The organism is Psychrobium sp. nBUS_13 (assembly GCF_051201665.1).
GTDB lineage: Bacteria > Pseudomonadota > Gammaproteobacteria > Enterobacterales > Psychrobiaceae > Psychrobium.
The window spans coordinates 1,071,601-1,094,294 of the sequence record NZ_CP179210.1 but is presented as its reverse complement, the minus strand read 5'-3'; the positions used below and the strand labels follow the sequence as shown (position 1 = coordinate 1,094,294).

The 22,694-nt window shown below is 41.2% G+C and carries 19 protein-coding genes, 3 tRNA genes and 2 pseudogenes; 14 read left to right on the top strand and 10 right to left on the bottom strand.

Features of this window, described 5'->3' with window-relative positions; translation table 11 throughout:
• Positions 1-17: 17 nt before the first annotated feature.
• Positions 18-506 (bottom strand): annotated as a pseudogene (locus ACMAZF_RS04930) (efflux RND transporter permease subunit); the annotation flags it as partial.
• A gap of 22 nt (positions 507-528) precedes the next feature.
• Positions 529-666 (bottom strand): annotated as a pseudogene (locus ACMAZF_RS04925) (IS5/IS1182 family transposase); the annotation flags it as partial.
• Positions 667-792: 126 nt separating this feature from the next.
• Here ACMAZF_RS04925 and ACMAZF_RS04920 point away from each other — a divergent pair.
• Positions 793-2,775, top strand: coding sequence for a methyl-accepting chemotaxis protein (locus ACMAZF_RS04920; RefSeq protein WP_435276346.1), 1,983 nt, complete (start codon positions 793-795; stop codon positions 2,773-2,775).
• A 138-nt stretch (positions 2,776-2,913) separates the two neighbouring features.
• Complete coding sequence (gene mrcB, locus ACMAZF_RS04915) at positions 2,914-5,241, top strand: penicillin-binding protein 1B (RefSeq protein ID WP_435276345.1); 2,328 nt, start codon at positions 2,914-2,916, stop codon at positions 5,239-5,241.
• On the opposite strand, the gene ACMAZF_RS04910 is transcribed toward mrcB, so the two are convergent.
• The 3 genes from ACMAZF_RS04910 to ACMAZF_RS04900 form a co-directional block, all read right to left on the bottom strand.
• Positions 5,238-5,759, bottom strand: a complete 522-nt coding sequence (locus tag ACMAZF_RS04910; protein ID WP_435276344.1) for a DUF6436 domain-containing protein — start codon at positions 5,757-5,759, stop codon at positions 5,238-5,240. The genes mrcB and ACMAZF_RS04910 overlap by 4 nt on opposite strands.
• Positions 5,743-6,438 carry a methyl-accepting chemotaxis protein gene (locus ACMAZF_RS04905; protein ID WP_435276343.1) on the bottom strand — a complete coding sequence of 232 codons (696 nt, stop codon included), beginning with the start codon at positions 6,436-6,438 and terminating at the stop codon, positions 5,743-5,745. Before ACMAZF_RS04905 ends, ACMAZF_RS04910 begins: the two co-directional genes overlap by 17 nt.
• Positions 6,439-6,531: 93 nt before the next feature.
• Complete coding sequence (locus ACMAZF_RS04900) at positions 6,532-7,209, bottom strand: hypothetical protein (RefSeq protein WP_435276342.1); 678 nt, start codon at positions 7,207-7,209, stop codon at positions 6,532-6,534.
• A 110-nt stretch (positions 7,210-7,319) separates the two neighbouring features.
• Here ACMAZF_RS04900 and ACMAZF_RS04895 point away from each other — a divergent pair, with 110 nt between their 5' ends.
• Entirely contained in the window at positions 7,320-8,522 is a 1,203-nt protein-coding gene (locus ACMAZF_RS04895) for an IS256 family transposase (protein WP_435273936.1), read from the top strand.
• Positions 8,523-8,598: 76 nt separating this feature from the next.
• Here the strand turns inward: ACMAZF_RS04895 and ACMAZF_RS04890 are convergent, their stop codons facing one another.
• The 4 genes from ACMAZF_RS04890 to rsgA form a co-directional block, all read right to left on the bottom strand.
• The gene (locus ACMAZF_RS04890; RefSeq protein WP_435276341.1) at positions 8,599-8,961 is read right to left on the bottom strand and encodes a DUF4440 domain-containing protein; all 363 of its coding nucleotides are present in this window, start codon (positions 8,959-8,961) and stop codon (positions 8,599-8,601) included.
• The gene (locus ACMAZF_RS04885) at positions 8,954-9,841 is read right to left on the bottom strand and encodes a DMT family transporter (protein ID WP_435276340.1); all 888 of its coding nucleotides are present in this window, start codon (positions 9,839-9,841) and stop codon (positions 8,954-8,956) included. The genes ACMAZF_RS04890 and ACMAZF_RS04885 overlap by 8 nt, the downstream gene beginning before the upstream one ends.
• Complete coding sequence (asd, locus tag ACMAZF_RS04880; RefSeq protein WP_435277185.1) at positions 9,841-10,635, bottom strand: archaetidylserine decarboxylase; 795 nt, start codon at positions 10,633-10,635, stop codon at positions 9,841-9,843. Before asd ends, ACMAZF_RS04885 begins: the two co-directional genes overlap by 1 nt.
• Positions 10,636-10,714: 79 nt before the next feature.
• Positions 10,715-11,767, bottom strand: a complete 1,053-nt coding sequence (gene rsgA, locus ACMAZF_RS04875; protein ID WP_435276339.1) for a small ribosomal subunit biogenesis GTPase RsgA — start codon at positions 11,765-11,767, stop codon at positions 10,715-10,717.
• A 150-nt stretch (positions 11,768-11,917) separates the two neighbouring features.
• Between rsgA and orn the strand changes: the two genes are divergently transcribed.
• The 5 genes from orn (at position 11,918) to ACMAZF_RS04850 (ending at position 14,397) form a co-directional block, all read left to right on the top strand.
• Entirely contained in the window at positions 11,918-12,502 is a 585-nt protein-coding gene (gene orn / locus ACMAZF_RS04870) for an oligoribonuclease (RefSeq protein ID WP_435276338.1), read from the top strand.
• Between the two features lie 126 nt (positions 12,503-12,628).
• Positions 12,629-12,704 (top strand) — tRNA-Gly (locus ACMAZF_RS04865).
• Between the two features lie 29 nt (positions 12,705-12,733).
• Positions 12,734-12,809: transfer RNA gene (locus ACMAZF_RS04860), tRNA-Gly, on the top strand.
• 112 nt (positions 12,810-12,921) lie between these two features.
• A tRNA-Gly gene (locus ACMAZF_RS04855) sits at positions 12,922-12,997 on the top strand.
• Positions 12,998-13,296: 299 nt separating this feature from the next.
• On the top strand, positions 13,297-14,397 hold the full coding sequence (locus ACMAZF_RS04850; RefSeq protein ID WP_435276337.1) for a 1-acyl-sn-glycerol-3-phosphate acyltransferase: 1,101 nt from the start codon (positions 13,297-13,299) through the stop codon (positions 14,395-14,397).
• Position 14,398: 1 nt separating this feature from the next.
• On the opposite strand, the gene ACMAZF_RS04845 is transcribed toward ACMAZF_RS04850, so the two are convergent.
• Positions 14,399-15,241: an RluA family pseudouridine synthase gene (locus ACMAZF_RS04845; protein ID WP_435276336.1), complete on the bottom strand. Its 843-nt coding sequence runs from the start codon at positions 15,239-15,241 to the stop codon at positions 14,399-14,401.
• Between the two features lie 234 nt (positions 15,242-15,475).
• On the opposite strand from ACMAZF_RS04845, the gene ACMAZF_RS04840 reads away from it, so the two are divergent.
• From ACMAZF_RS04840 to ACMAZF_RS04815, 6 genes are all read left to right on the top strand, one after another.
• Positions 15,476-16,744 carry an efflux RND transporter periplasmic adaptor subunit gene (locus tag ACMAZF_RS04840; protein WP_435276335.1) on the top strand — a complete coding sequence of 423 codons (1,269 nt, stop codon included), beginning with the start codon at positions 15,476-15,478 and terminating at the stop codon, positions 16,742-16,744.
• A gap of 35 nt (positions 16,745-16,779) precedes the next feature.
• Positions 16,780-17,493, top strand: a complete 714-nt coding sequence (locus tag ACMAZF_RS04835) for an ABC transporter ATP-binding protein (RefSeq protein ID WP_435276334.1) — start codon at positions 16,780-16,782, stop codon at positions 17,491-17,493.
• 9 nt (positions 17,494-17,502) lie between these two features.
• Positions 17,503-18,792, top strand: a complete 1,290-nt coding sequence (locus ACMAZF_RS04830; protein ID WP_435276333.1) for an ABC transporter permease — start codon at positions 17,503-17,505, stop codon at positions 18,790-18,792.
• Between the two features lie 9 nt (positions 18,793-18,801).
• Positions 18,802-20,043: an FtsX-like permease family protein gene (locus tag ACMAZF_RS04825; protein ID WP_435276332.1), complete on the top strand. Its 1,242-nt coding sequence runs from the start codon at positions 18,802-18,804 to the stop codon at positions 20,041-20,043.
• Between the two features lie 66 nt (positions 20,044-20,109).
• Positions 20,110-21,408: a sigma-54-dependent transcriptional regulator gene (locus ACMAZF_RS04820; protein ID WP_435276331.1), complete on the top strand. Its 1,299-nt coding sequence runs from the start codon at positions 20,110-20,112 to the stop codon at positions 21,406-21,408.
• A gap of 1 nt (position 21,409) precedes the next feature.
• Positions 21,410-22,690, top strand: coding sequence for a sensor histidine kinase (locus ACMAZF_RS04815; RefSeq protein WP_435276330.1), 1,281 nt, complete (start codon positions 21,410-21,412; stop codon positions 22,688-22,690).
• Positions 22,691-22,694 lie beyond the last annotated feature (4 nt).

The window sequence follows — 22,694 nt, the reverse complement described above, 5'->3', positions numbered from 1 at the left end:
AGAGAACCTGTTAAGTATTAATCAGCGGCTTTCTCAGCAGCCAGTTCTCGCTCGTGATGCTCACTAATTTCTTGTATCACTTCACTCTTTGGACGCTTATCTGACATCTTGCGATCTGTCAGCCAATAGAAGAACAACGGCACAAAGAAGATAGCAAGGAAAGTCGCCGCAATCATACCGCCCATAACACCTGTACCGACACTATGACGAGCGCCAGCACCAGCGCCAGAGCTTAATGCTAATGGCACAACGCCTAAGATAAAGGCTAGTGATGTCATCACAATAGATCTGAAACGCAAACGCGCAGCTTCTAATGCTGATGCACCTGTACTCCAGCCTTCTTGTTTCTTCATCAGCGCATATTCGACAATCAAGATGGCATTTTTACTCGCCAGACCTAGTAACGTTACAAGACCGATTTGAAAATAAACGTCGTTAGTTAACCCAGTTAGCCATACAGATACCAAGGCACCAAAAATACCAAAAGGTAGTGCTCCAATCACCGAAGTAATCAGGTATATCAAGTCATGGGCAGCCTGTTCGCATCCTATAAAGAATTCCCTAAAACGCTTTTCTGTGGTCACATTTTTGATAAACACGACCTGTAAAAATCATAAGATTAGATAGCTTTTTCCACTGTTCATTTGATAGCATTGTTCGCGGCATAGTTTCTTTGGTGTTTTTGTTTTTGGAGAAATTATTATACCAAGTTACTATGCTGTTCAAAAACTAGGCTTTAAAGATCAACACGCCCTAATAAAAAATAAAATAGACATCGGAATCAATTAAATCATGAGATTACAACACAAACTTCTTATCTCATCGCTTATCATTGGCATCATCCCAGCGCTAATGATTAGCTTGTACACATTAATCACATCAAGTCAGTCACTAGAAAAACAAGCCTATAAACAGCTCACATCGATAAGAGCCATTAAACAAGTAGAAATAGAAAATTATTTCAACGAGCGCCGCGCTAACTTATCCTTGTTAGCAAATTCAGCAGCGAAAAATCTTGATTTTTCTACTCAAGCATTGGCCAGCAAGTCAGCTCACCAACACCACGAGTATTTTAAGCACTTCATTGATAGTTATGGTTTTTATGATCTTTTTATTATTTCAAATGACGGGCAAATATTTTACTCCACAGAACGTGAAGCGGATTATCAAACCAACCTTGTTGACGGAAAATACAGTGATTCAAACCTTGCGACTTTGTTTAATAGAGTAAAAAGCACTCAACAATATCAACTGGAAGATTTTGATCCCTACGCACCAAGTAACAATGAACCAGCAGCATTTATTGCGCAGCCATTAATCACTAACGGAAAAATGGTAGGTACGATTGCCCTACAACTGTCATTAGAGCACATCAACAGATTAATGCAGCAACGTGACGGTATGGGGGAGACAGGTGAAAGCTACTTAGTAGGCAGTGATTTTAAAATGCGTTCTAATTCTTATCTAGATCCCAAAGGTCATAGTGTACAAGCTAGTTTTGCTGGCACCATCGAAAAAAATGGTGTGGACACTACTAGCGTTCGCGAAGGCATTGCGGGCAATGCAGGCACACAATCAATTATTGATTACAATGGAAACTCAGTATTATCCGCTTACACACCGCTGAAAATAGACAACGTTCAATGGGTATTACTCGTCGAAATTGACGAAGCAGAGGCCTTTGCTCCAATTAGTCAGCTGCAAAAAGTAATGTTTTTCGTCCTTATTATTTCGGTCATTTTCGTGATTGTTTTTGCACTGTATCTAACCAAAAGCGTTATCACACCGCTTGGCGGAGAGCCTAAGGACATGGAAACCATTGCCTGCCAGATTTCAAAAGGTGATTTAACAGGTCAATTTATTGATACAGAACATGCTAGCGGTGTCTACGGCGCCATGGCTATTATGGCTGACAATCTAAACACCATTGTTAGTGATATCAGTACTATCACTCATGAGCTTTCAACCGCAGCAGACGAAACTAGCGCAATCTCAACACAATCAATTACCAGCTTAACGCAGCAACAATCAGCCATTTCAACGGTGAGTACAGCGATGAATAATATCTCATCAACAGTCGAAAGCGTTGCTAGTAATGCGCAACAAGTAGCCTCTTTAACCAATGATGTCGAATTATTATCAACCAAAGCCAACGGATTGGTTGATACCACCATCAGCAATATCAATACCCTCGCGAATGAAGTCACCAACGCCACTAATGTTATCCAAAAAGTCGAATCAAAATCGCAAGAGATTGGGACTATTTTGGAGGTGATTCGCGGTATTGCAGATCAAACAAATTTATTGGCATTAAATGCGGCTATTGAAGCAGCACGGGCAGGAGAACAAGGTCGCGGTTTCGCTGTTGTTGCTGATGAAGTACGCCAATTAGCGCAAAAAACGCAAGAGTCGACCCTACATATCGAAGAAATGATTGCCTTACTGCAACAAGATACCAGTGATGCAGTTGTTGTCATGGGCAATGGCTCCAAACAAGCGCAACTGACTATTGATGCAGCAGCGCAAACAGCGGCTGCGATTAACAGCTCTCATCAGGGTATGACTAAAATTTCATCCACTGCGGAGCAGATAGCGGACGCCGCGCAACAACAATCGGCAGGTACCCATGAAATAGATCAATCATTAAATGAAATTAATGAAGTCGCCCAACACAATACACAGGGCATTAATAATTTAGCGAGTGCCAGTGAGCATCTCACTCAATTAAGTCATCAGTTAAAAGAAATTACTGTCCATTTTACATTACGTCGTTAACAAAAGGCCGGTACAAGGAAGTACCAAAGATTCAATTATTTATTGATTGCCAACCACCTACATCGCACTTTACACTATGACTTCATTCATTATGTCGATGGATGATTGTTGATAATTCGAGTATTGAGATATTGTTGCATGGCCTCTAAATCCCAGCCTAAAAAGTCCTTACCTAAATCACGAACATGGTTACGAAAAACAGTAATTTTCCTCAGTAAAATATTAATTGTAGTTGTTGTTCTTACGGCGGCTTATGCCATCTATCTCGATAGCAAGATAGATCAGAAATTTTCGACAGATCACTGGCAAATCCCCGCTAAAGTTTATGCCCAATCATTAACATTAAAACCAAAGCAGCGCATTGCCCGCAATCAAGTTATTAATGAATTAGAAGCACTTAACTATCGCCGTGTCAGTACCCCTAATGCCCCCGGTGAATATTCAATTTCAAAAACTAAAATTGATATTAATCGCCGTGCATTTTCATATATAGACACCACATATCCGCAACAGCGGGTCATGATGAAATTTAATGGCAACTATTTAAAATCGATGACAGATCTTAAAACGCGCCAGTCATTAGCGCAGTTTAATATTGAGCCTAAATTGCTAAAGCGTATTAGTAACTCCAGCAAAGAAGACCGTATATTTATTCCAAGAGAGCAGATCCCAGAATTACTCGTCGCAACCTTGCTTCATATCGAAGATCGTAATTTTTACCAGCATCAGGGCATTGCACCGCTGTCGATTCTTAGAGCGCTCGTTGCAAACATCAAAGCTGGCCGCACTGTTCAAGGCGGCTCTACATTAACTCAACAGCTCGTCAAAAATGTCTTTTTAACACGCGAACGGTCTGTATTACGGAAAGCGAAAGAAGCGCTGTATTCTCTACTCATTGAACTCAAATATTCAAAGGATGAATTGCTTGAGATCTATCTCAACGAAGTATTCTTAGGACAAAATGGCCCGCTTAGTGTTAATGGCTTTGGCCTTGCCAGCGAGTTCTATTTTGCCCGTCCTATTGATGAACTCATGCCAGAACAAGTAGCACTGTTAGTCGCCATTATTAAAGGGCCGAGTTATTACAGTCCTAGTCGTTATCCTGAGCGCGCATTAGAGCGACGTGATTTCATTTTACGCCAAATGGTTAACCAAGATTTTATCAGCGCACAACAATACCAACGTGCAGCTAAATCACCGCTAGGCCTTAAGAGCAGTGTTGCCAAACACGGCCAATTTCATGGTTTTATGTCATTAGTCAAAAGAGAACTCGGTACACGCTTTACCCAAGACTTTTCAAATACATCAGGAATATCTATTTATACGACACTTGACAGTAATGCGCAGAGATTCGCGCAAAAAAGTCTAACTAACCGTATAAAGACATTAGAAAAATCAAGTAAGACTAACAAACTACAGGGTGCAGTTGTTGTTGCAAATTATCGTAGTGGCCAAATCAAAGCCATTGTGGAAGGCAAAGATGCAAATTATGCAGGATTTAATCGCGCACTCAATGCACAGCGGCCAATAGGCTCCTTAATTAAACCTTTCATCGTCGCCAGTGCGTTAGAGGACATGGGGCAATATAACCTTGCTACTATGCTTGATGATCAAGCGATTAGCCTAACCAACAACGAAGGCGAAGTGTGGCAGCCACTAAATTATGATAAAAAGTTTAGAGGGCAAGCTAACATTCTAGATAGTCTGACTTATTCATATAACATTCCGATGGTTAACCTAGGAATGGACGTGGGGCTTGATACAATTTCCTATGGCCTTGAACGCGCAGGATGGCAAGGCGATTTCAAACGTCGACCTTCTATGTTACTTGGAGCTATTGAAGCAAGCCCTTGGATGGTGACGCAGCTCTATCAGTCATTAGCAAACAATGGTGAACAACGAAAACTCCATGCTGTACTTGCCGTCACAACCAAAAATGAAGAAACCTTCTACGCCTATGAAAATCTACCAGTGCAGGCAATTACTCCGCAAATGAGCTACCTGACACGCTATGCGCTAAACAAAGTAACCTCTAAAGGCACTGCAAAATCACTACGCTGGAAAAATAAAGGACTAGCATTAGCCGGTAAGACAGGGACTACTGATGATTTACGTGACAGTTGGTATGCAGGCTTTGATAATAATGAGGCGACGGTAGTCTGGCTAGGACGAGATGACAACAAATCAATTGGCCTTACTGGTAGTACGGGTGCATTAACTGTTTATAGTGATTTTGTTAAACAACGTGGCGGTGTTTCATTACCCTTAGGCAACCCGGCAAGCGTCGTTACAGGTTATTTTGATGCAACGAGTGGACTTGCAAGTGCCAAAGGCTGTCCGAATGCGCTTGCTATTCCAGCAATCGAAGCATCAGTGCAGGAAGGAAGCTGCCAAGGCACCAGTAAAACAACACAAAAGAAAGAAAAGAAACAATCGGTATTTGACGATTTCTTGGGGCTTTTCTAACGGCTGCAATAACACCCATTGGCGTCATCAATAACGGTTGGCGCTGCAAATCCTTGGCGATAATTATTCAACACGACATCGACTAAACTATTATCGGCTGAACAATCAAGCCCTGTCGCATAAGGGCCTACATATAACAGCTGTGTATTTTCACCAACAATAACAATGGCGGGCGTTGCCGGAATTAACGGGGCAATTTTGCTGTCACTAACATCAAGATCAACAACCTTGAAACCATCTTCAGTGGCAATCTTATTGATCTGTTCACGATGTTCTTCTAATAGCGACGTACAGTGGCAACTGTCGTCCACGAGGTGATAAATTCGCGGTAATTTATTATTTTCTTGCTGCACCTGAGCAACCAATTGTTGTTCAGGTACATTAAGTAATTGATGGGTTGGATCAAATTGAACCAATCGCTGGTTGACTAAATAAGCAAAGCCAATAATAACCCAAATCAACCACACGCCGACTATCCAATAATAATACGGCGCTAGTTTGTTACTTGAAGTTGGCAATTCTCGCACTCATCTTAGTCACAGAAGCATCAATACTGTCAGCGGCTTCTGATACAACGCTCACTTTATTGATATCTTCCTGAACCGATTGTCGTAAATTCTCAGAGCTATTAGCAATTTCTTGCGTCGTAACTGACTGCTCCTCAACAGCACTAGCCACATTGATAGCAAGGCCACTCGACTCAGAGACGAGTTGAGACGCCTCTTCAACATAAGATTTTGCTTGTTCGACAATAGTTAATATTTCTTCAACAACCTCAATTGAACTGGCCATTGACTGTGTTGAGCGTTGAGAATAGTTTTCTAACCGAGCTAAGGTTTCATCAACTTTATTGGTACTTTCTTTGGTGCGATTAGCCAGTGCCCTTACCTCATCAGCAACCACAGCAAATCCACGGCCCTGTTCACCTGCACGTGCTGCTTCAATCGCCGCATTTAACGCCAATAGATTAGTTTGCTCTGCAATGCCGGTAATTTCTGATAGCACATTAGAAATACTCGCGCTGGAGCTTGCAAGCTCAGAAATATCGTCGCCAGTTTGACGTAGAAGACTCGCTAATTGATTGTTTTTATCATGAACATTAAGGATTTTCTCATTTGCTGCAATCGTCTTACTGTTCGCCGTTTCAACAGACTCACTAAGTTCACCTGTATCTCGCGCAATAGATGTTACAGTCACCGCCATTTCTTCTGCAGAAGCAGCGATAGCATTTGTTTGGTCTTGCTTTATGTCAGAAGAACTTTGTAATTCACTACGAGCAACGACTAAATTTTAAGCATCGTTAGAAAACAGCAAGGATTGTTGCTTGATATCACTAATGACATTATCTAATGTCGATAATAAGCCATTAAAGTCTTTTAATAACGGGTTGTCATTATCGTCAACACGCACACTTAAATCGATAGCATTGGCATCACCAGTAATAGTACGTGTGGCCTGAGAAAGCTGCTGCCCAATGACTCGCTCATCATTAAGCGTTTTAGCAATATAACCTGCGACTAAACACTCCACCCCAAAATATACAGCGTGAATCAGCACGTTGCTAAAAACTAAACGATCTTCACTGAACACATATACGCCAACATCACTCGTTTGCATAAAATAAAATGACATGTGATGTGCACCGACGAGTACCAAAGTAGAAATATAAATTCGCCAATCATGCAGCACAATTAAAAACGCGAGTAAAATAAACAACTCAAAATGGATTTCAATAAGGCCGTTTAATTGATGGATATGTAAGCACGCAAACACCATTGTAGCTAATGCAATAGTGTGACGTGTTAAAGCAGAGTCAGGTTGTTGATTGAGCATAAACAACGCCACTAGCGCTGTTGGCAATCTGATAAGGATTAATGACAAGTAGCTGTTATAAATAAACGAAAAAGCGACTGATTCTATAAAAAGGATAATAATTAGGTAGGAAAACAATTTTTTAAAGTTATTCATAGCAACTCCAAAGTGGCAAATTAAAATTAAAAATACCTCCTTAAGTTTAGTGGGGGAGTGTTCATAATTCTGTGTCATTTCAGTAGAATATAATAAAACAGGAATGACACATGACTAACTCTTTTGATTTTGAGCAAGCATTAACAGATTTGCAAGCTGGTAAAAGCCTCACTGGTAAAGATGGCATCTTAGGCCCTTTGATTAAGCAATTAACCGAAGCGGCTCTTAATGCCGAACTAGAGCACCACTTAGCCAACGATAATCAATCTAATAGAAAGAATGGCAGAACAAGTAAAAACATCAAACACCCGTCTGGTAATTTTGAACTCGACACTCCGCGAGACCGCAATGGAACATTTGAACCTCAATTAGTGAAGAAAAATCAAACCTCACTATCAGATGAAATCGATCGCAAAATACTCTCGATGTTTAGCTTGGGAATGAGTTATCGTGATATCAATGCACATGTAGAGGAGATGTACGGTATTAACGTGGCCACAGGAACGATTAGCGCAGTCACTGACAAGCTTATTCCTGAGCTTAAAGCATGGCAACAAAGGCCATTAGATAGCCATTACCCAATTGTTTGGCTCGATGCTATTCATTATAAGGTCAAAGAAAACGGTCGCTACATCAGCAAAGCTGTCTACACGTTATTAGCACTTAATATGCAGGGTAAAAAAGAGATATTAGGGTTGCATTTATCAGAAAACGAAGGGGCTAATTATTGGCTTTCAGTGCTGACCGACCTTAATAATCGCGGTGTTAAAGATATTCTTATTGCCTGCGTAGATGGGCTAACCGGCTTTCCTGAAGCCATAGCAGCTATCTTTCCTGAGACAGAAACACAGCTTTGTATCATTCATCAAATTCGAAACTCACTTAAGTACGTCGCGTCTAAAAATCAGAAAGCCTTTATGGCCGATTTAAAACCTGTCTATCGTGCACCCACAAAGGAAGCAGCTGAATTAGCACTCGATAAACTAGAAGAGAAGTGGGGCGAAAAATATCCGCTGGTTATTAATTCCTGGCGCAGGAAGTGGCACAATCTATCTCACTATTTTAAGTACCCTGAGCACATCAGGAAGGTGATATATACCACGAACGCCGTTGAGGCGGTTCATCGTCAGTTTAGAAAGTTAACGAAGACAAAAGGCGCATTCCCGAACGAAAATAGCTTGTTGAAGCTGTTGTATGCTGGCATATTGAATGCTTCTGAGAAATGGACGATGCCAATCCATAACTGGAGCTTGTGTGTTTCTCAGTTGGCGATATATTTTGAGGGACGTTTAGATAGCGTCATTGATATTTAGAAAATTAAGCCTGACACAGAATGTTGAACGCCCTCTTTAGTGGCGGTTTATTTCATAACCATACACTAAATGCAACTCAAGTTAGACTAGTTCCTTGATGATAAAGCATTTTCCATTGCATTGAAATGTGTTCAAGCCGCCAAACAGAGGTGCGCCGAGAGTGAAGCTCACCGTTGTTGGTATAAATAATAGCGTGATAACAAAGCTGAGCAATTGATGGTGCTAACAAACGACATTCAAAATCGCTTTGTAGGCAGCGCATTGGAGACTCAATAGGTAATCGTTTGATAACGTCGTCGTAGCCAAATCGTCTGCCACTTGCACCAACCTCAATAAATTCTTTATCGATAAGTTGCTTAATCACCTCGACATTATGCCGTGTAGTTGGTGATACAAGCATGCCTTCTTGTTTAATTAAACGTGACTTTAACTCATCCATGACGATTCCTCGTGACTAAAACCGTTTCGGTTACGGCAGCAATGACTATTAAAAATCCGCCAATATACACCATCAATTCAGACCACTGCCCCAACACTATTGTTGCAAGAACAACACCATAAACGGGTTGCATACAGGATATTAAACCGGCAGTTTTTGCAGATAAATGCTTAAAACAATTTGCCAAAAATGAATGAGGCGCAGCGGTAAAAACAAGGCTCAGTAATAATAACAAGCCAAATTCACCCAACTCGCCGTCGCCCAAAAATCCCGTCATATTTAACGGGTTAAATTCCATAAACGGCAATAACATCAACGCGACGACACCCGTTTGATAGAACATCGCTTGCGTACCTTTATAATGGCTAAAATAACGCTTATGCAGTACGTTTCGGATTGCAAACAAGATGCCTGATATGACACCAATGATGACTCCCAATGTCGTTTCATTTTGCAACGTCAGTTCAGGCACTAGCAAATAAACGCCAATAAAAACTAGCATTGCACAGGCAATGTCTCGACGATGAGGGCGTGTTTTTGAAAAAAGAGGTTCTAGAAAGACGGTAACGACGGGGTAGCAAAAGAAAGACAACATACCGACGGCAACCCCAGCGAGTTGCATTGCATAAAAATAAGTCACCCAATGTAAGCCAACGCTAATACCTAATACTAGTGCGACAAGATAATCACGTCTTGATTTCAGGGCGATTGCATCCCCTTGAAATTTAATAATGAGCGCCAAAGCAACAGCGGCAATTGCTGTTCTAAACAACGTAATATCAACCGCAGACCACGGCAATAGGTGTGAAAATAATGCCGTACCACCAAACAGTAATACGGCAAAATGGAGCTGGAATAGACTTTTAGTCTGCTCCTGCATTATTGATTAAGATGTGCCATTGGCTGACCTAGACGTGTCACTGTGCCAGTTTCTAGGCCTTCTTCGAAATGACTAAGCATCTCATCACCAAATAACATAACAACGGTTGAACCAAGCTTAAAGCGGCCCATCTCGTCACCTTTTTTGAAGGTAATAGCATTGTCGCCATCTGCTGGATACTCCCAGCTATCAAGTTGACCACAAGGTGGAGTCACAGTGCCGTGCCAAGTAGTTTCAATACTTGCCACGATAGTTGCGCCAACTAACACCATGGCCATTGGGCCGTGCTCAGTATCAAAAATTGCAGCAACACGCTCATTACGGGCAAATAGACCCGGTACATTTTGCGCAGTTAACGGATTAACCGAAAATAAATCACCCGGTACATAAACCATTTCACGTAAGGTGGCGTCCATTGGCATGTGAATGCGGTGATAATCTTTTGGCGCCAAATAGATTGTTGAAAAGTGACCATTAGCAAACGGCTTAGCACGGTTTTTATCACCGCCTAACAGTGTAAACGCAGAGTAATCATGACCTTTAGCTTGAATGATACGACCTGCTGTCATCGGCCCTTGCTGTGATACACAACCATCTACCGGCAATACAAGATCAGTTTCGCTAATTGGACGCAACCCTTCCTTAAGTTCACGCGTGAAAAACTCGTTAAACGTTTTAAAGTGCTCAGGATCTTCATGCAGCGCTTCACTCATGTCGATTTTGTATTGCTTAATAAACCATTTAATAAATGAGGTCGTTGCACTACCACTTTCAGAGGCAGCAAAGCGTCCCATAATGCGTGAAATGGCGTGTTTTGGTAAAACGTATTGACCAAAAATTTTAAATCTATCTAAAACACTCACAAATAATTCCTTAATTAGCGCCGCCAGGATGACGGTTGGGTTTGTTATTTTCTAATGAATCAAGAATGCGATGATAATTATCAAAGCGTTCACTATCAATTTTTTCATCATCAACAGCTTGCGATAAAATACAGCCCGGATCGTGTTGATGTTTACAATCTCTGAATTTACAGCCACCTAAGAACTCTCTAAATTCAATGAAGCACCATGCTATACGTTCAGGATCGATATGCCACAATCCAAACTCACGCACACCTGGGCTATCAATTAAATCACCGCCATCTTCAAAATGCAGTAGTTTTGCCGTTGTTGTCGTGTGCATACCAAGGCCTGAATTATCAGAAACATCGCCAATCACTAATTCAGCATCAGGCATCAACGCATTAATAAGTGAAGACTTACCAACTCCAGACTGACCGACAAATATATTCACGTTGTCTTTTAATAGCGAATTAAGTTCATCGACACCCTCTCCGCTTTTGCTCGATAGCATAACCACTTGATAACCAATGTCGCGATAGGGCTGCAACATCTCATCAAGTAATTCGAGTCCCTCATCATCTAACAAATCAATTTTGTTCAAAACAATAATCGGTTTAATCTCAACATCTTCCGACGCCACTAAATAACGATCAACAATTTGTGTTGAAAAAGCAGGAACGACCGAAGAGACAATAAAGATTTGGTTGATATTGGCTGCAACAACTTTGACGCCATCATAGAAATCAGGACGTGTTAGTTCACTAACGCGCTCATGAACGGCTTCAATAACGCCGCTGATACCAGACAGCACCTCATTACCACGACGCCAAACGACTTTATCACCCGTCACTAATGAACCGGCGGTGCGGCGAATATTACAACGAAATGTTTCACCATCAGTTGACTCAACATCAGCATGTTGACCATAACGACTGATAATTAAACCATCTTCTTGCTGGCCTAATTGGTCAGCTTGCCATTGTACCTGCGGCTGATTTTTATCAGCGCTTGATAAACGTTTTTTACGGTTTGAACTCACACGGCGCTGTTGGCCTTTGGTAAGCTTTTTCTTCTTAGTCAAAAGGGTTCTTCTTTCCAGACTTTCAATTCAATGGCGCATCATACTATTAATTGATGAAGATTTCATAAAATCTATCTTGCACGATGCTCTTTATAACGTATTTTACTGATATACTTCACGCTAACTTATTTCTACGGCAAGACAACAATCATGCAACCACATCAGCAGACAGCAGCACAACGTGCACAAAACCTCATTTGGATCGATTTAGAAATGACGGGCTTAAATCCTGACACTGATGTAGTCATTGAGATAGCAACCATAGTTACTGATAGTGATTTAAATGTATTAGCTCAGGGCCCTGTGCTCGCTATTAGTCAACCTCAAGCAGCATTAGATGCCATGGATGAATGGAACACCACACATCACAATGCTTCAGGCCTAGTGACACGCGTACAAGCAAGTAATGTGTCAGAAAATGATGCAGTAGCGCAAACTATCGCCTTCTTGGAGCCATGGGTTGATGCTGGCGTTTCACCATTATGCGGGAATACTATCGGCCAAGACCGTCGCTTTTTAGTTCGTCATATGCCGCAACTTGATGCTTATTTCCATTATCGCAGCATTGATGTCAGCACATTAAAAGAATTAGCAAAGCGCTGGGAACCGCAAATGCTAAAAGGCTTTAAGAAGAAAGGCGCTCACTTAGCCCTTGATGATATTTTAGAGTCTATTGAAGAGTTGAAATATTACCGCCAGCACTTTATTAAAAGCAACGAGACAGCTACTGCATAAGCAATTAGGTAAAAATTAGACACTTAACAAGATTTTATTAAAAAGTACTTGCAGGGTCTGCAAATCACTCTATAATGCGCTTCACTTACTTAGCAAGCCAGCCAAGTAAGTATTAAGAATTAAAATGCGACTTTAGCTCAGCTGGTAGAGCGCGACCTTGCCAAGGTCGAGGTCACGAGTTCGAACCTCGTAAGTCGCTCCAAGTTTCTTAAAAGATTTTAAAAATCAAATGCGACTTTAGCTCAGCTGGTAGAGCGCGACCTTGCCAAGGTCGAGGTCACGAGTTCGAACCTCGTAAGTCGCTCCAATATTTATAACTGATTATTCAGATAAATTATTAGATAAGCTAAAATCTAGGTCAACTAGTTAAAAGGCCTCGAAAGACGCTCCAAATCTCTTAAAAGATTTTAAAATCAAATGCGACTTTAGCTCAGCTGGTAGAGCGCGACCTTGCCAAGGTCGAGGTCACGAGTTCGAACCTCGTAAGTCGCTCCAATCTTCATTAAAATTCCAACGTTCCTTTAACTCCAAGTTAAATAATTCATTACTCTAAAGTAATTTATTAATCTAATATCTAGATCAACATATTCTATATCTCAGTTTCTTTGCTATGACCTGCTTTACGTCTAGCTAATAATTTAAGCTTACATTTTTTAATCAAATAACCAACTGCCCCGACCTCCCAATTATCGCCACCGCCGATAGATTTGGGTATACTGCGTGCTTGTTGAAAATAAGTGCAACCTGCCTGCGTTACATTTTCTCCTTCAGTTATTTTTATTTGAGACCCATAAATGTTTGATGATATTAGACCTTTTCGCGATAGCGAAGCGCCAGCTATTGTTAAAAACCTCATGAATGAGCCAGCTTTGCAAGCGTCAATTGCGAGCTATGTCATCCCGCGAATTTACGCAATTGCGCCATCATTAAGCCGTACACTGGTAAAGCATTTTTTAAAGTGGCGTCTAAAACGCATTAATAGTGTGGAAGAGTTTCAAACAGAAGTCGCAAAGTATCTCCATCGCTTAATCAAAAAAAGTACCGATGGTTTTAGTTTTGAAGGTCTAACATCGCTAGACATGAGCAAGCCAACGTTATTTATTAGTAATCACCGTGATATCGCACTCGACCCAGCCCTGGTAAACCTTGCTCTGTATCGCAGTGGTGTTAGCACTGTAGAAATTGCCATTGGTGATAACTTATTAAGTAAGCCGTGGATATCTGATTTAATGCGTCTTAATAAGAGCTTCATTGTTAAACGCAGCGCTAGCAGTAAGCGCGAAATGCTCACTAACTCTAAAAACTTATCAGCTTATATTCACCATACCATTACTGAAAATCAGCAAAACATCTGGATTGCACAGCGTGAAGGCCGTGCTAAAGACGGTTTAGATAAAACTAATGCAGCGCTCATATCAATGTTGCTACTTAACAAACCTAAGACACAATCTATTGAAGAGTACATTAACCAACTTAATATTGTGCCAGTGTCTATTAGTTATGAATACGATCCTTGCGATAATCATAAAGCAATTGAGCTAGCGACGATTGAAGAGACCGGCGAATATACAAAAGATGCCAATGAAGATCTCAATAGCATTACCCAAGGCCTGTTGGGCTATAAAGGGCGTATTCATATTGAATTTGGACAACCACTGCAAGATGAATTTACTGACTCAAAAGCAGTAGCCACAGCCATTGACCGACAAATTATCAGTAACTACCGTCTATATGATTCAAACATCGCAGCCAAAGCTAAGCTTGAAGATAGTCAGCATGAACATAGTGTTTTAGGTGAGTTAACCGAACGTATGCATGATTTAACAGAAGCCCAACAGCGCTGGCTATTAACCATGTACGCTAACCCAGCGCTGGCAAAAGAAAGCGTAGAATAATTTAAATCGAAAGCAGCAATTTAGGTTCAACAACAAATTGCTGCTTCTTGTTAAGCAACGGGCATTCAAATGCCAGTGAATACGCGCAAAGCTGTAAATCACATTCCGTACTACCATCAGCATCACCATGTAATCTATCGCCAATAATTGCAAAACCATCATCACTCAAATGCCGTCTAATTTGATGTTTTCGACCTGTGCCAATTTCTACATCAACCAACGAATAATCAGTATCTATGTCATATCGTAATAGCGAAGCCTTTGTGTAGGCACTACGACCATCGATATCAGTCTTATACTCTCTTAAGCCATCAAAGTACCCTTGAACAACTGCTTGATATTTTTTGGTGATCTTTCGCTGTTCAAATAGACCAGTTAACTCACGAACTCCCCGCTTAGAATGTGCAACAACTATGATACCTTGTGTTGCCCTATCGAGACGATGAACTAAAAATGCAGGGCGCTGTGGCGATAGATTAAGCTCTGCAAATCGCGCAATAGTACTGTGGTCTCCCCATTTAGAGCCTTGACTCATCATGCCACTTGGTTTATACCACACACTATAAGCACCACAGTCTTCAATTAATATCGGATGCTCGAAATCATCACTTAGTGCATCGCTGTTGTAATAAAGGTGCAGCTCCTGCCCTATTTTGAGCTGAGCCTTTGCACGCCTTAAGCGTCTTGTTTTTCCATTATCAGTCAACCACACAGCCCCCTTTTGCATCACCTGTTTAAGTGCTTGCTTAGATAAGCGGCGCTCATCTCGTTCACAAGCATCAAACAACAGCTCAATAGTATTAATAGCCTGTCCAACGGGGAAATGTAATTCAAATACGCTCATAACAATCTTAGGGAATAAATAGTCACATTATTTTATCACTGTACGGACAGTAACCCTACTGTCCAGTTTACTAAACTTCGGACACTTGCGGACACTTTCAAGCGTCCGCGCGGACACTTACCAATATCGACAAACACATTTAACTCATTTAAAACAACAACTTAAATAACCTTCAAATATTGGCACACAACTCGCAGCCATAGGGTATACGCATGACAATAAAATGAGAACAACATGATTAATGGAACAGATGGACAAGACGAAGTAATCACGACAACTGCAAATGCTAAACCATGGAAAAAGATTGTAATTAGCACTGTTGTCATTATGGGCTTAGCTTGGATTAGTCTACCAACGCTTAGCCAATGGGTTAACAGCACACCGAGCGTTGAATCTCAGTCCGTGATGAAAGCAACTGCATTTACTGGCACTCTGGTACGCGATATTGCGGTCAACGGTAAGTTAGTTGCGGCAAACGCGCCTACCCTTTATAGCTCAGAAGCAGGACAAGTAACCTTACTTGCTAAACCAGGTGATATTGTTGCGCAAGACGATATTGTCGCAACAATTTTAAGCCCTGAACTACAATCACAAATCAAACAAGCCAATGCCAAGCTCGAGCGATTAAAAATTGATGCGAATCGCGGCGAGTTACGTGACAGTGAAGCACAATTAGATTTAGAACGCAGTCTAGACACTGCAAAGGTTCGTTTAAATGCAAGTAGCCGTGAGTTAAAACGCGCTGAAATTTCATTTGATAAACAAGTTATCAGTGAGCTGGATTTAGTGACTAAACGAGACTCAAAATTAGAAAATGAATTGCTTTTTAAACACGCTCAAAAACGTGTTGAGCTTGCTAAGAAACGCCTAGAGTTTGAAAATCAAACACGAGACTTCTCAGTCAAAAGCCAGCAATTAGTTGTTGATGAGTTGCAACGTCGTGCCGAATTACTGAACGTACGTGCGCCTGTTGCGGGCGTCGTTGGTAATTGGTTAGTGCAGAAGAAAGAACGTGTATCTAATACACAAGCCATCATGACTGTTGTGGATTTAACACAATACGAGGCAGAGCTTAATGTACCAGAATTTTATGCGGACGATTTAGGATTAGGTCTTGATGTTCAAATGAAAATTGCTGGCAAATCACTCATTGGAAAAGTCATATCTATATCGCCAGAAGTTAAAAATAGCCAAGTCATGGTGCGTGTATCAATTGCACATAATGAAGAGTTAAAACTTCGTCAGAATCAACGCCTAAACGCTCGAATTGAGTTTGAGAAAAAAGACAACGTGTTGATGGTCAAACGTGGTGGTTTCTTATCAACAGATGGCGGCCGCTCTGCCTATGTCGTCAATGATCAGTTTGCAACTAAACAACCGATTTCGATTGGCTCGCAAAGTGTTGAGTTTGTAGAAATAACCTCCGGTTTAAAAGCGGGTGATGAGGTTATTATCTCATCAACGCAAGAATTTGATACACACCCTACTGTTTCACTAGATTAATACCAATTAATAATAACAAATTAGGAAGAAAAATTATGCTTAACATGAACAACATCAGCCGAATTTATCGCAGCGATACCATTCAAACACATGCACTACGTGATTTTAGTTTAGACGTAAAAGCAGGCGAATTCGTCGCAGTAACAGGGCCGTCTGGCTCGGGCAAATCAACATTCTTAAATGTTGCTGGCTTGCTCGATGGATTCGACCAAGGCTCATACGAATTAGACGGCGTTAATATCCAAGGGCTCAATGATGATGAATTGTCGCGACTACGTAACGAGAAAATTGGCTTTATTTTTCAAAACTATAATCTCATTCCGGACTTTAACCTGTTTGATAATATTGATATGCCACTACGCTATCGCGGTTTTAATGCTGCCGAGCGAAAGCGCCGTATTGCTAATGCTTTAGAACAAGTCGGATTAGCAAGTCGCGCAAACTATTTACCAAGCCAACTATCTGGCGGCCAACAACAACGTGTCGCTATCGCCAGAGCACTTGCTGGTGAGCCAAAAATCCTGCTTGCCGATGAGCCAACAGGTAACCTTGATTCACTGATGGCTCGTCAAGTAATGGAGTTGTTACACACTTTAAATGAAGCTGGCAGTACCATTATTATGGTAACTCACGACCCAGAGCAAGCACGCAGTGTTGGTCGTAATGTACAGGTGATTGATGGACAAATTACTGATCACAGTGTGTACGCGCCAGAAAAAACTAACGCGCCTATCGAAGTTAACGCTTAAGGAATTATCATGGAAATGTTTAATTATTACCTCAAATTAAGCGTAAGAAATTTAAAGCGAAATCGCTTGTTTTTTATCTTAATGATTTCAACATTGGCCGTTGGTGTTGGTGTTTTTTTAGCGAATATCGCGATTATCAAATCAATGGCTAACGATCCCATCCCTCAAAAAAGTGATCGAATTTTCAATGTTACATTAAATATTTGGCCGAACGAGAATCCAGACGCCCGTTTACGTGAAACCATGCGTTATGACGATGCGATGCATATTCTAAAAAATGACATTGCGACAAATACACTAGTGCATTATCAATCAAAGGTTTATACACGTGACATAAACTCAGATAATTTGTCTCGTTACCCTGCGGTTGTTAGAGCAACCACGCCAGACTTTTTCCCAATGATGGATGCCCCTTTTGCATTTGGCGGAGCATGGAAAGAAGATCATGCTAAACAAGTTGTCATTGGTGACTCATTAAATCAGCAAGTATTTAATGGCGGTGATAGCGTAGGAAAAACCATTGAAATTGATGGAAAATCTTTTGAAGTTGTTGGGGTATTAAAACCTTGGGTTGTTAAACCAATGTTCTATCATGTTACTGGCACGCAAGCATTTAATATCAGTGATGACATATTTGCACCTATCGAAACAGCGATGGACAGCGAATGGGCAATCAACGTGCAAAGCTCTGCGACAGAGCGCATTAATAGTGTCTCTGATAATCGTGGTAAGAATGGTTTTTTTATTCAATCATTTGTACAGCTAGACACACCGCACCAAAAATTAGCAATGCAACAATACCTGGATAATTACTCACAGCATAGAAAAGAGCAAGGCGATTTCTTACGCGCTAACGACAACCGTTTATTAGACGTCAATCAATGGTTAGAACATCACAACGTTGTTGACGAGCGCATGTTGGCTTTCGCGATAGCCACGTCACTATTCTTAGCCGTGTGTATTTTTAATGCCAGTAGTTTGCTTCTTGCACGTTATCACAGCGCGCGATTTGAGACAGGTCTGCGCCGCGCAATAGGCGCTCGTATTAAGGATATTTTTTACCAAGGACTAGTAGAAAGCATGATTATTGGCTTGTGCTGTGCGGCGCTGGCGCTCGTCTTTGGCTGGGTATTCTTAAATATATCAATGAGTTTATTTCCAAAGCTTCAGTACACCAGTGATATCGATGCATCACTTATTATATTTGGTGTCATTATTGCCCTGTCAACTTCATTCATTAGCATGATTTATCCGCTAATTCGTTCATGTCAAACGTCGTTATCGACCACGTTAAAATAAGGCCTCCCCATGAATATTAAAGCGCTCCTAAAAGCATTACGCCTGAGAAAATTTGCGACGGCACTATTATTACTTCAATTAAGCCTCACTATTGGCTTAATGGTTAACACCGTTATATTAACCGCCAGTGCCATCGAAAAATTAAAACGACCATTAGGGTTTGACGTTGAACAGCTCATTACCGTTGAGTTACTGCCAACTTCAGGCGCTTTTCGCGATACTGATTATTTTCGCTCAATCGCCAAACAAGACATTGCTAAAATCACCGCGCTCGATGGCGTCATCAGCGTAGCGCATTACAACCAATTGCCTATTCAAAATGGCGGTTGGAATGGTAATATCCAACCAGCCGACTTCCCTGAAAACGCTACCTTAGCGCTTGAATTACAATACGTTCCAAAGTTCTTTAGCAGCGAAATTGGACTAGAAAACCTTGGCGTTGAAATTATTGAAGGCCGAGCCCTAACAACACTTGATGATTTTACTGATAGATTCTATTCAGATAATCGTGGCAGTAGCGACGATACCAATATTATCTTGACAGAATCACTTGCCAAAGCCGTGTTCCCAAACAAATCAGCGATTGGTGAGCTAACCAATAGCGGCCGTGTTGTTGGCATTGCAAAGGACTTCGTTATTAGCCCTAATCATACTCGGGGGAATTCAAAATACTTCGGCGTATTTTCAAGCTTCATGTATTCGCAGTCTGATTTTATTCAGAACTATGTTGTCCGTGTTGAGCCGGGTAAGGTAGCGCAAGTTCAAGCACAGCTACGTGACACGATTTTATCCGTGCAACCAGAGCGCGATATTATTAGAGTACAAAGCATGAGCACCAGACTTAAGAAGTTTTACAGTCAAGAATCAGGGCTTGCGAGTTTATTCGGATTACTATCTATTTTAATGATTGTTGTTACTGTCGTAAGCAGCTTTGCTCATGCCCATTTTCACGTAACACAACAGCGTAAGTTCATCGGTATTCGTCGCGCGCTTGGCGCTCGTAAAAAAGACATCATGTTGTATGTATTTAGTGAAAACTGGTTACTAAATTTTGGCGCGAGCTTACTCGGGATTGCAACAATGATTGGACTTAATGTTGCCTTATCACAAGTAATAACTATCGATAAGCCAGACGTAATATTGTATGCTCTAGCGGTATTTATTGTCTTTGCGGCCGGCACCTTAGCCACTTGGTTACCGGCGTATAAAACAACAAAGATTTCGCCAGTGATTGCAACTCGCACTTTATAAAATAATAACAATAATAAATGTCGCCACGTTGTCGTGGCGACAAAATAAGAACAACGGGAATTGTTAATGAAGCGGATCCTAGTGGTTGATGACAACCATGATATTTTAGACGCTCTAGATTTACTACTTAGCCTGCATGATTATCAGGTAGTAACCGCGAGTACTGTAAAAGACGCTGTTATCGCGGCAACCAATCAACAGATAGATCTAATCATTCAAGACATGAATTTTAGTCAAGGCACTACTTCTGGTGCTGAGGGAAAGTCTCTTTTCTATCAATTTAAAGACATAACGCCTGATACACCTATTATTGTTATTACCGCGTGGAGCCAATTAGAAACAGCTATTGAACTTGTAAAATCAGGCGCCGCCGATTACTTACCTAAACCGTGGAACGACACAAAATTACTGCAAACCATTAGTGAAAATGTTCAACAGAACACGCCAGCTAAATCACAAAAGATATCATCAGTAACTAACCAACTGATCATTGAAAGTGCACCAATGAAACAACTCATCGCTATGGCAGGAAAAGTAGCAGCTAGCGATATTAGCGTGTTAATTACTGGTGCCAATGGCAGTGGTAAAGAGCGTATTGCCGATTATATTCATCAGAATTCTCCGCGCAGTGCGCAGCCTTTTATTAAGGTCAATATGGGAGCACTGGCCAGTGAATTAATGGAAGCTGAATTGTTTGGCGCCGAAAAAGGCGCATACACTGGTGCTACGTCAATGCGCCTAGGGCGTTTTGAAGCTGCTGATGGCGGCACTTTATTCCTAGATGAAATTGGCAATTTGCCACTAGCAGGGCAAATGAAATTACTGCGGGTGCTACAAACAGGTCAATTCGAACGTGTTGGTTCAAGTGAAACTATTAGCGTTGATGTTCGTGTAATAAGCGCGACAAATAGTGACTTATTACAAGCCATCAAAGACAATTTGTTTCGCGAAGATTTATACTATCGACTCAATGTCGTGGAGCTTAACCTACCGCCACTTAATCAACGACAAGATGACATTTTACCGCTAACTTACCATTTTATTGGCGACGACTATCAACTAAGTGAAGACGTTAAACAGTTACTTCCAAAGCAACCATGGCATGGCAATGTACGTGAATTGGAAAATCACTGTAAACGTGCTGTTGTACTCTGTAGCGACAACTTATTGCTCAGTGAGCACTTTATGCTAGCAAACCAAGCATTCACGCCAATAAAAATCGACGATGATAAAACGCTATTAAAATCGGTATTAGATAAACATCAATGGGTTATTGCACGTGCAGCCAATGAGCTAGGCATGAGCCGACAAGCATTGTATCGCCGCATCGAAAAGCATCAAATCAGTCAAGAATCGGACAGCTAATATGTGGTTAATTATTTCATTAGGCTTACTTCACGCAGGCGTGATGGCGACGGCGTATTTTTGGGGCCCGCAGTACCCTATCGCAACGATGGTATTTTTTGCCTGCTCACTCCTCGCCACCTTTAAATTGCTTAAGCGACAATTCAAGCGTCATCAAATTATCTTACAGAGCCTTGACCATGGATTACAAAGTTTGCGAGACAATGATTTTTCTGTGAGTTTGAATCATCAAAAAGAGAAGAGCTACAATCCAATTATTGACGCCTTCAATCAGACATGTTCCAAATTACGAGATGAACGACAACGACTTTATCAACGCGAGATGATGTTAGACAAAGTGCTTAATGCGTCCCCTATGGTGACTATTTTGGTGGATCATCGCGATACAATCGTATTTACCAATAACAGCGCTCAGCAAGCATTTGAACTCAATGGCTCAATTGTCGGACGACAGTGGACAAGCTTGGTTAATTCACTTGCACCGGAGTTTCAACATGCGTTAAATCATCACGGTGAAACGATTTTTACATTAACCGACAGCCAAGGCGCACAACAAGCGTGGCACGTCACTAACTCTAGCGTCACCATCCACCAAGCGCGCCATAAACTCTTTTTACTCAAAACGATTACCCAAGAGTTATCGAAACAAGAAGTAGCGACATGGAAAAAAGTCATCAGCGTCATCAGTCATGAGCTCAATAATTCTATCGCGCCAATTAGCTCGATGTGTCACAGCGGTGAATTACTGGCTAAAAACCTTGATGAACCACGCTTAAACCGCGTTTTTAATACCATTAGTGGCCGTGTGAATCACCTCAATGATTTCATTAAGGGGTATGCCACGTTAACTAAGGTTAAGCTCCCCCACAAGCAACCAATTATGTGGCCAGAGTTGGTTGAGCAGTTACAAACACTTTATCCGTTTGAACTGCTCAGTGCCTTGCCAAGTACCTCAATTGATGGTGATCTTGCTCAACTTGAACAGGTATTTATTAACGTACTCAAAAACGCTCATGAAGCCGATGCAAGTGGCAAGATCAGCATCAATTTTGATACGACAGCTCATGGCCTTGAAATAACCATTAATGATAATGGCAGCGGAATGTCTGCCGAGGTGATTCAAAATGCGCTACTGCCCTTTTATTCAACAAAACATTCAGGCACAGGGTTAGGACTGGCACTTTGTCGTGAAATTATTGAAGCCCATGAAGGAAAGTTAATATTTAATAATCGTGATCAAGGCGGCTTAAGTGTACTAATCATTCTACCTATCATTGACTGATAAT

Excerpts from the sequence above, each read along its gene's own strand:
- ACMAZF_RS04885 (WP_435276340.1), bottom strand. The coding sequence starts at position 9,841 with ATGCAGGAGCAGACTAAAAGTCTATTCCAGCTCCATTTTGCCGTATTA.
- ACMAZF_RS04815 (WP_435276330.1), top strand. The coding sequence starts at position 21,410 with ATGTGGTTAATTATTTCATTAGGCTTACTTCACGCAGGCGTGATGGCG.
- ACMAZF_RS04840 (WP_435276335.1), top strand. The coding sequence starts at position 15,476 with ATGATTAATGGAACAGATGGACAAGACGAAGTAATCACGACAACTGCA.
- ACMAZF_RS04825 (WP_435276332.1), top strand. The coding sequence starts at position 18,802 with ATGAATATTAAAGCGCTCCTAAAAGCATTACGCCTGAGAAAATTTGCG.
- ACMAZF_RS04845 (WP_435276336.1), bottom strand. The coding sequence starts at position 15,241 with ATGAGCGTATTTGAATTACATTTCCCCGTTGGACAGGCTATTAATACT.
- mrcB (WP_435276345.1), top strand. The coding sequence starts at position 2,914 with ATGGCCTCTAAATCCCAGCCTAAAAAGTCCTTACCTAAATCACGAACA.
- ACMAZF_RS04820 (WP_435276331.1), top strand. The coding sequence starts at position 20,110 with ATGAAGCGGATCCTAGTGGTTGATGACAACCATGATATTTTAGACGCT.
- asd (WP_435277185.1), bottom strand. The coding sequence starts at position 10,635 with ATGGGACGCTTTGCTGCCTCTGAAAGTGGTAGTGCAACGACCTCATTT.
- ACMAZF_RS04900 (WP_435276342.1), bottom strand. The coding sequence starts at position 7,209 with ATGAATAACTTTAAAAAATTGTTTTCCTACCTAATTATTATCCTTTTT.
- ACMAZF_RS04895 (WP_435273936.1), top strand. The coding sequence starts at position 7,320 with ATGACTAACTCTTTTGATTTTGAGCAAGCATTAACAGATTTGCAAGCT.
- ACMAZF_RS04835 (WP_435276334.1), top strand. The coding sequence starts at position 16,780 with ATGCTTAACATGAACAACATCAGCCGAATTTATCGCAGCGATACCATT.
- ACMAZF_RS04850 (WP_435276337.1), top strand. The coding sequence starts at position 13,297 with ATGTTTGATGATATTAGACCTTTTCGCGATAGCGAAGCGCCAGCTATT.
- ACMAZF_RS04920 (WP_435276346.1), top strand. The coding sequence starts at position 793 with ATGAGATTACAACACAAACTTCTTATCTCATCGCTTATCATTGGCATC.
- ACMAZF_RS04890 (WP_435276341.1), bottom strand. The coding sequence starts at position 8,961 with ATGGATGAGTTAAAGTCACGTTTAATTAAACAAGAAGGCATGCTTGTA.
- orn (WP_435276338.1), top strand. The coding sequence starts at position 11,918 with ATGCAACCACATCAGCAGACAGCAGCACAACGTGCACAAAACCTCATT.
- ACMAZF_RS04830 (WP_435276333.1), top strand. The coding sequence starts at position 17,503 with ATGGAAATGTTTAATTATTACCTCAAATTAAGCGTAAGAAATTTAAAG.